Annotated in this window: 9 protein-coding genes; 5 read left to right on the top strand and 4 right to left on the bottom strand. The window is 69.0% G+C overall.

Features of this window, described 5'->3' with window-relative positions; translation table 11 throughout:
* Positions 1 to 555, bottom strand: a 555-nt coding sequence (locus tag JS521_RS31775) for an Rv1486c family protein (RefSeq protein ID WP_205086378.1), incomplete at its 3' end; no start/stop codon positions are given.
* Positions 556 to 699: 144 nt separating this feature from the next.
* Between JS521_RS31775 and JS521_RS31770 the strand changes: the two genes are divergently transcribed.
* The 4 genes from JS521_RS31770 to JS521_RS31755 all read left to right on the top strand — a co-directional run bounded on the left by JS521_RS31770 (position 700) and on the right by JS521_RS31755 (position 4038).
* On the top strand, positions 700 to 1497 hold the full coding sequence (locus JS521_RS31770) for an ABC transporter ATP-binding protein (protein WP_137233921.1): 798 nt from the start codon (positions 700 to 702) through the stop codon (positions 1495 to 1497).
* A gap of 106 nt (positions 1498 to 1603) precedes the next feature.
* On the top strand, positions 1604 to 2032 hold the full coding sequence (locus tag JS521_RS31765; protein WP_205086377.1) for an NfeD family protein: 429 nt from the start codon (positions 1604 to 1606) through the stop codon (positions 2030 to 2032).
* Between the two features lie 164 nt (positions 2033 to 2196).
* Positions 2197 to 3186: an SPFH domain-containing protein gene (locus JS521_RS31760; protein WP_205086376.1), complete on the top strand. Its 990-nt coding sequence runs from the start codon at positions 2197 to 2199 to the stop codon at positions 3184 to 3186.
* An 84-nt stretch (positions 3187 to 3270) separates the two neighbouring features.
* Positions 3271 to 4038, top strand: a complete 768-nt coding sequence (locus JS521_RS31755; RefSeq protein WP_205086375.1) for a sulfite exporter TauE/SafE family protein — start codon at positions 3271 to 3273, stop codon at positions 4036 to 4038.
* Positions 4039 to 4133: 95 nt separating this feature from the next.
* Here the strand turns inward: JS521_RS31755 and JS521_RS31750 are convergent, their stop codons facing one another.
* From JS521_RS31750 to JS521_RS31740, 3 genes are all read right to left on the bottom strand, one after another.
* Positions 4134 to 4646 carry an HNH endonuclease gene (locus tag JS521_RS31750; protein WP_205086374.1) on the bottom strand — a complete coding sequence of 171 codons (513 nt, stop codon included), beginning with the start codon at positions 4644 to 4646 and terminating at the stop codon, positions 4134 to 4136.
* A 138-nt stretch (positions 4647 to 4784) separates the two neighbouring features.
* Positions 4785 to 5321: a YbhB/YbcL family Raf kinase inhibitor-like protein gene (locus JS521_RS31745; protein WP_205086373.1), complete on the bottom strand. Its 537-nt coding sequence runs from the start codon at positions 5319 to 5321 to the stop codon at positions 4785 to 4787.
* A gap of 87 nt (positions 5322 to 5408) precedes the next feature.
* Positions 5409 to 6191 carry a sporulation protein gene (locus JS521_RS31740; protein ID WP_205086372.1) on the bottom strand — a complete coding sequence of 261 codons (783 nt, stop codon included), beginning with the start codon at positions 6189 to 6191 and terminating at the stop codon, positions 5409 to 5411.
* An 87-nt stretch (positions 6192 to 6278) separates the two neighbouring features.
* Between JS521_RS31740 and JS521_RS31735 the strand changes: the two genes are divergently transcribed.
* Complete coding sequence (locus JS521_RS31735) at positions 6279 to 6932, top strand: DNA-3-methyladenine glycosylase (RefSeq protein ID WP_205086371.1); 654 nt, start codon at positions 6279 to 6281, stop codon at positions 6930 to 6932.
* The last annotated feature ends 420 nt before the right edge of the window (positions 6933 to 7352 follow it).

Genomic DNA, 7352 nt, shown 5'->3' with positions numbered 1-7352 from the left:
ACCCCGCTCCACCCGCGCCCGGTACGCGTCCACCGCCGCCTCCGCCACCGGCCCGGAGCCGGCCACGTCCAGCCGCGACAGCACCGCCGTCGCATCCCGCAACGCCTCCGCCAGCTCCCGCTCCGCCTCGCCCAGCGACGGCACCGACGCGGGCAGCGCCTCCCGAACCGGCAGCACCCGCCACACCACCTCGACGTGCAGATCCCCCTCGGGCCCGGCCTCGCTCACCTCCGGCACCAGCCCGTACGGCACTCCGTACGCGACGACCGCCTCCTCCGCCTCCAGCGCCCGCGCGTTGAAGTCCGGCGGACCGCTCAGCCCCAGCGGATGCCCCGGCACCGGCAGCGCGACCCGGAAACCGGTGGCCCCGAGCCCTCTCAGCCGGCCGAGCGCCAGCGTGAGCCCGACCGGCCCCGCCTCACCCGGCAGCCCCTCGACGCGGTGCACCGCGTCCTCCCCGACAATCGCGAGGGCTGCCTCGTCCGGCGAGACGAGTCCCGCCAGAAGCGCGTTTCCCCAAGCGGCCAACAACCCTGAACGTGGTTCGACAAGCATGCCGACAGCCTAGGGAACGTCCGGGCAAAGCCCGGGGTGCGGACCTCACGCCCGAACCACTCGCGCGGTGGCGTAGGTTTTCCCTGGGAGCCGTGCCCACCGGCACGCGACGATCGACGAGACTGCTTGGGGAGACAACGCGCCATGAGCGATGTACTGGAGCTGGTGGACGTATCCGTGGTCCGGGACGGACGCGCTCTGGTGGACGACGTCTCCTGGTCGGTCAAGGAGGGGGAGCGCTGGGTCATCCTGGGCCCCAACGGCGCCGGCAAGACGACCCTCCTGAACCTCGCGTCCAGCTACCTCTTCCCGAGCAAGGGGACGGCCACGATCCTCGGCGAGCAGCTCGGCGGCGTCGGCACCGACGTCTTCGAGCTCCGCCCCCGCATCGGCATGGCGGGCGTCGCGATGGCCGACAAGCTGCCCAAGCGCCAGACCGTGCTGCAGACGGTCCTCACCGCCGCGTACGGCATGACCGCCACTTGGCACGAGAACTACGAGGCCGTCGACGAGGAGCGCGCCCGCGCCTTCCTCGACCGCCTCGGCATGACCGAGTACCTGGACCGCAAGTTCGGCACGCTCTCCGAAGGAGAGCGCAAGCGCACGCTGATCGCCCGCGCCATGATGACCGACCCCGAACTGCTGCTCCTGGACGAGCCCGCCGCCGGGCTCGACCTCGGCGGGCGCGAGGACCTCGTCCGCCGCCTCGGCCGCCTCGCCCGCGACCCGTTCGCCCCCTCCATGATCATGGTCACCCACCATGTCGAGGAGATCGCCCCCGGGTTCACCCACGTCCTGATGATCCGCCAGGGCAAGATCCTCGCGGCCGGCCCCATGGAGACCGAGCTCAGCTCCCGCAACCTCTCCCTCTGCTTCGGCCTGCCGCTCATCGTCGAGCACACCGGCGACCGCTACACCGCCCACGGCCTCCCGCTCTCCTGACCGAGGTCGCCGACCGAGGCCATCGCGGCCCGATCGGCAGGCCGTTCACCGCAGTTGACCCCCGTGCGCCCTGTCGGTGACGCACCGACAGTCCTACGATGACCATGTGGACATCGACGCATGGGTGTGGTGGCTGATCGGCGCGGTGGGACTGGGCATCCCCCTCGTCCTGACCGCGATGCCCGAATTCGGCATGTTCGCCGTCGGGGCGGTGGCCGCATCGGCCGTCGCGGCCCTCGGCGGCGGAATCGTCGCCCAGGTGCTGGTCTTCGTCCTGGTCTCGGTCGCGCTGATCGCCGTCGTGCGCCCGATCGCCGCCAGACACCGGGCCGGACAGGTCGGGCAGGCCAGCGGCATCGACGCCCTGAAAGGCCGTCAGGCGGTCGTGCTGGAACGGGTATCGGCCGACGGCGGCCGGATCAAGCTCGGCGGCGAGGTCTGGTCGGCCCGCTCGTACGACGCCGACCAGGTCTTCGAGCCCGGCACCAAGGTCGATGTCATCGAGATCGACGGAGCCACGGCCGTCGTCATGTGACCGAAGCGCGCACAGGGCGGGCCCACGTCTGCCAGACTCGAAGTCGATCATGTCGATCATCAGGAGACACCGGCCCGGACGGCAACTCACCGACCACCGGCCGCTCCTGAGGACCGAACCCGATCACCGCGACCCACCGGCCAACGAAGGGCACGAGAGACACGATGCAACCGATCATCATCGTTCTGATCATTCTGGTGGTGCTCGTCTTCATCGCCCTGATCAAGACGATTCAGGTCATCCCGCAGGCCAGCGCCGCCATCGTGGAGCGATTCGGCCGCTACACCCGCACCCTGAACGCGGGCCTGAACATCGTCGTCCCGTTCATCGACTCGATCCGCAACCGGATCGACCTCCGTGAACAGGTCGTGCCCTTCCCGCCGCAGCCGGTGATCACCCAGGACAACCTGGTCGTCAACATCGACACCGTCATCTACTACCAGGTGACCGACGCCCGCGCCGCGACCTACGAAGTCGCCAGCTACATCCAGGCGATCGAGCAGCTCACCGTCACCACCCTCCGCAACATCATCGGCGGCATGGACCTGGAGCGCACCCTCACCTCCCGCGAGGAGATCAACGCGGCCCTGCGCGGCGTCCTCGACGAGGCCACCGGCAAGTGGGGCATCCGCGTCAACCGCGTCGAGCTCAAGGCGATCGAGCCGCCCACCTCCATCCAGGACTCGATGGAGAAGCAGATGCGCGCCGACCGCGACAAGCGCGCCGCGATCCTCACCGCCGAGGGCATCCGGCAGTCCCAGATCCTCACCGCCGAGGGTGAGAAGCAGTCCGCGATCCTGCGCGCCGAGGGTGAGGCCAAGGCCGCCGCCCTGCGCGCCGAAGGTGAAGCCCAGGCCGTCCGTACGGTCTTCGAGGCCATCCACGCCGGAGACCCGGACCAGAAGCTCCTCTCGTACCAGTACCTCCAGATGCTCCCGAAGATCGCCGAGGGCGACGCCAACAAGCTCTGGATCGTGCCCAGCGAGATCGGCGACGCCCTCAAGGGCCTCAGCGGCGCCTTCGGGAACCTCGGCGGCGGCATGCCCGGCTTCAACACCGGCGGCGACGGCGGAAACGGCGGCAACGGCGGAAGCGGCAAGGGCAGCATCCCGGCCCCCGCGGTGGAACGACGCGAGGAACCCCCGGTCTCCTGACCCGGAAACCCCTTCGTGCATGATCAGTGAGGCCCCTCGACCTTCATGGCGGGGAGGCGTCACTGACCACCGAAGGAGATGGCCTTGTCCATCTGGGAAATACTCGCCGTCTTCGCGGCCGGAGTCGGCGCGGGCACGATCAACACGATCGTCGGCTCGGGCACCCTGATCACCTTCCCCGTCCTCCTCGCCACCGGCCTCCCCCCGGTCACGGCGACGGTCTCCAACGCGCTGGGCCTCATCCCCGGCTCCATCAGCGGAGCCATCGGCTACCGCAAGGAGCTGGCCGGCCAGCGCCGCCGCATCATCAAACTGGGCATCGGAGCCGCCATCGGCGGCCTCACCGGAGCCATGCTCCTGCTCGCCCTGCCCTCCACGGCCTTCGAGACGATCGTCCCGGTCCTGGTCGCCATGGCCCTCGTCCTCGTCATCCTGCAACCACGCATCAGCAAAGCCGTGCAGCGCCGCCGTGAACACACCGGCACCGTGGCCCGCACCGACGGCGGCCCGCTCCTGTTCACCGGCCTCATGCTCGCCAGCGTCTACGGCGGCTACTTCACCGCCGCCCAGGGGATCATCTACCTCTCCCTCATGGGCATGCTGCTCGACGACACGATGCAGCGCCTCAACGCCGTCAAGAACGTCCTGGCCGCCATCGTCAACAGCATCGCGGCGCTGTTCTTCCTCTTCGTCGCCCACTTCGACTGGACGGCCGTCGCCCTCATCGCGGTCGGCTCGGCCATCGGCGGCCAGATAGGTGCCAAGGTAGGCCGCCGCCTGAGCCCCACCGTCCTGCGCGCCCTCATCGTGGCCGTCGGCACGGTGGCCATCGTCCAGCTCCTGCTCCGCTGACACACGTGGGCCCGCCCCCGCACAGGGACGAGCCCACCCATACAGCACCAGGCGTACGTCATCTACGCCCAGCTCCACACGGCGGCGTCACCGTCCTACGCCGCAGCTGCCGACCGGTCCAGCCACTCGGGCAGCGCCGAGCGGTCGCCGGCCCCCATCGCCAGCAGCATCGCCTCGGCGGGGGAGGGCACGAACGGCTGCTTCAGCAGCGGCATCCCCGCCTGATCCGGCGTCCGGGCCGCCTTGCGGTGGTTGTCCTCGGCGCAGGAGGCCACCGTGTTCAGCCAGGTGTCCTGCCCGCCCTGGGCACGCGGCACCACATGGTCGACAGTGGAGGCCCGCTTGCCGCAGTACGCGCACCGGTGCTGGTCCCGTATGAGCACACCCCTTCTGGACCACGGGGCCTGTCTTCGGAACGGCACCCGTACGTACCGGCAGAGCCTGATCACCCGGGGCGCCGGAATGTCCACGGCGGCACCACGCATACGGAGCTCGGGATGCGACTGCTCGACGACGGCCTTGTCCGTCAGGATCAGGACCACCGCACGGTTGAGCGTCACTGTCGACAGCGGCTCGAAGCTCGCGTTGAGAACCAGCGTGTCACGCATCCTGCCCACCTCCCGTGTGCCGCCCGCCCCCTGGCAGGCCCGGATCAACTCTGGCTGGGCAGGCCGCGATGGACAACGCAATAAAAAATGCCCTGCTCTGATCTCTCCAAGACCAGAGCAGGGCAAACAGCAGACGAACTAATCGTCGGCGGGAGCCTGGTACTCACCGATCAACTGCGCACGGCCCAGCGTGTGGAACCGGAGGTTGAACCCGACCACCGCGGGCGAGGAGTCGCTGTCGATCCCGAGCGTCTCGGTGTCCACCGCGTACACGGTGAACACGTACCGGTGGTTCTCCCCGGCCGGCGGCGCGGCACCGCCGAACTCCTTCGCCCCGTAGTCGTTACGGGCCTGAACGGCACCCGCCGGCAGCCCCTTGAACTCCCCGCTGCCCGCACCGGCCGGCAACTCCGTCACCGACACCGGAAGGTCGAAGAGCGTCCAGTGCCAGAACCCGCTGCCCGTCGGCGCGTCCGGGTCGAAACACGTCACGGCGAAGCTCTTGGTCCCCTCGGGGAAGCCCTCCCACCGCAGCTGCGGCGAAGTGTTCCCGCCCGCAAGCACCTGGGCGTCGCCCAGCACGGCCCCCGGCGCGAGGTCGTCGCTCACCACGGTGAACGCCGGCACCTCCGGATGGAAGTCATGCGGCAGCGGGGCCCTGTTCGGCTCGGTCACGTCTCGCACCTCTCCTGATCGGTTCGTCTGCCTACTGCCCCGACTGTAGGGGGCGTACCGCCCTCGCTCCGGAGGGCGTACCGCCGCCTACAGCCAGTTGCGCTGACCGCCGACCTGGGCGAGCCACTGGTTGAGGTACGCCGCCCAGTCGGTCGACTGGTAGTCGTGCAGACCCACCTTGAACGCGCGGTAGGAGTCGCTGCCCTCGCTGAACAGCCCCGGCTTCTTGTCCATCTCCAGGACGACGTCCATCTCGCGGTCGTCGGCGACGAACGTCAGCTCCACCTGGTTCAGCCCGCGGTACTGCGTCGGCGGGACGAACTCGATCTCCTGGTAGAACGGCAGCCGCTGACGCGTCCCGCGGATGTGCCCGCGCTCCATGTCCGCGCTGCGGAAGCCGAAGCCCAGCTGCCGGAAGGCGTTCAGGATGGCTTCCTGCGACGGCAGCGGGTGCACGTTGATCGGGTCCAGGTCACCGGAGTCCAGCGCGCGAGCGATCTCCAGCTCGGTGGTCACCCCGATGTTCATCCCGCGCAGCTGCTGGCCGCCGAACATGGTGATCGGGGTCTCCCACGGGATCTCCAGGCCGAACGGCACGACGTGCACCGCGCCCGCCTGCACCTCGAAGGCACCGCCGAGGTTCAGCTTGGTGAACTCGATGTCCTGCTTGGTCTCCTGGTCCGCGCTCTCCACCTCGACCCGCGCCTGGAGCCCGACGTTGAGTCCCTCGATCTGCTGGGCGACCGAACCGCCCTGGATCCGCACCTCACCCTGGACGACCCCACCGGGGACGACATTCACCTCGGTGAGCTCGGTCTCCACCGAGGCACCGCCGGCACCCATGCTCGCGAGCAGCCGCTTGAAGCCCATAGTCACTCCTTCTTGGTCCTGACCCCTACATACGCGCCACGACGGTAGCCGGTTCCCCTCGGAGCGATCCCAGTACCCTCGGACGCCATGACCAAAAGCCTGGACCGCACTCCACTGACGCGGGACTTCTTCGCCCGCGATGTCCTGGAGGTAGCCCCGGACCTGCTCGGCCGCACCCTCGTACGCCGGGAGCCGACGGGCACGATCGAGCTGCGTCTGACCGAGGTGGAGGCGTACGCGGGCGAGATCGACCCCGGCTCGCACGCCTTCCGCGGCCGCACGCCCCGCAACAGCACGATGTTCGGCCCGCCCGGTCACACGTACGTCTACTTCACGTACGGGATGTGGCACTGCCTCAACCTGGTCTGCGGCCCGGACGGCCACGCCAGCGGAGTCCTGCTCCGGGCCGGCGAGATCAACGTCGGCGCCCACCTGGCCCGCGACCGACGCGTCTCGGCCCGCAACGACAAGGAACTGGCCAAAGGTCCGGCCCGCCTCGCCACCGCCCTCGACGTCGACCGCGACCTGAACGGCAGCGACCTCTTCGGCGGCCCCGCCCCGGCACTGTCCGTCCTGCACGGCACCCCGCCACCCCGTGACCTCGTACGCAGCGGCCCCCGCACAGGAGTCGGCGGCGACGGCGCCCACCAACCGTGGCGGTTCTGGATCGAGGGGGATCCCACGGTCAGCCCGTACCGCGCCCACGCACCGCGCCGTCGTCCCAGCCGCAAGGCGACTTGACGCACCTTCGGCGGACGCCTAATGTAGTCCGAGCCGCTTGACACGGGTACAGCTCTCGGAACAGTCCATCGGACCGGGCCGAGCCACTCGGAGCGGCCAAACCACTACCTACGACTCACCCTGGCGGGTGCGAATTCGGCATGCCCGTAATTCGCCCTATCGGCTCGATTATGAGCTGCCAAGAGAATCGGTTAACGTAGCGGACACGCCGAAAGGCAAGGCCACTCCGCGGGCCACCGGAATATCGAATTCGGACCGGAAACGGAACGAAAAAGAGTCTGGTAAAGTCGGACTCGCCGGAAAGGGAAAACGCGAAAGCGAAGGACCTGGAAAGCGAAACTGCACGGCCCGCTTCGACCGGGAGTCAGACACTGGAAAGCGTCTGATAGAGTCGGAAACGCAAGACAGCAGGACAAAGAA

This window comes from Streptomyces durocortorensis (assembly GCF_016901035.1).
Taxonomy (GTDB): domain Bacteria; phylum Actinomycetota; class Actinomycetes; order Streptomycetales; family Streptomycetaceae; genus Streptomyces; species Streptomyces durocortorensis.
This window is presented reverse-complemented; position numbering and strand designations above follow the sequence as displayed.

Excerpts from the sequence above, each read along its gene's own strand:
- JS521_RS31770 (WP_137233921.1), top strand. The coding sequence starts at position 700 with ATGAGCGATGTACTGGAGCTGGTGGACGTATCCGTGGTCCGGGACGGA.
- JS521_RS31760 (WP_205086376.1), top strand. The coding sequence starts at position 2,197 with ATGCAACCGATCATCATCGTTCTGATCATTCTGGTGGTGCTCGTCTTC.
- JS521_RS31750 (WP_205086374.1), bottom strand. The coding sequence starts at position 4,646 with ATGCGTGACACGCTGGTTCTCAACGCGAGCTTCGAGCCGCTGTCGACA.
- JS521_RS31740 (WP_205086372.1), bottom strand. The coding sequence starts at position 6,191 with ATGGGCTTCAAGCGGCTGCTCGCGAGCATGGGTGCCGGCGGTGCCTCG.
- JS521_RS31735 (WP_205086371.1), top strand. The coding sequence starts at position 6,279 with ATGACCAAAAGCCTGGACCGCACTCCACTGACGCGGGACTTCTTCGCC.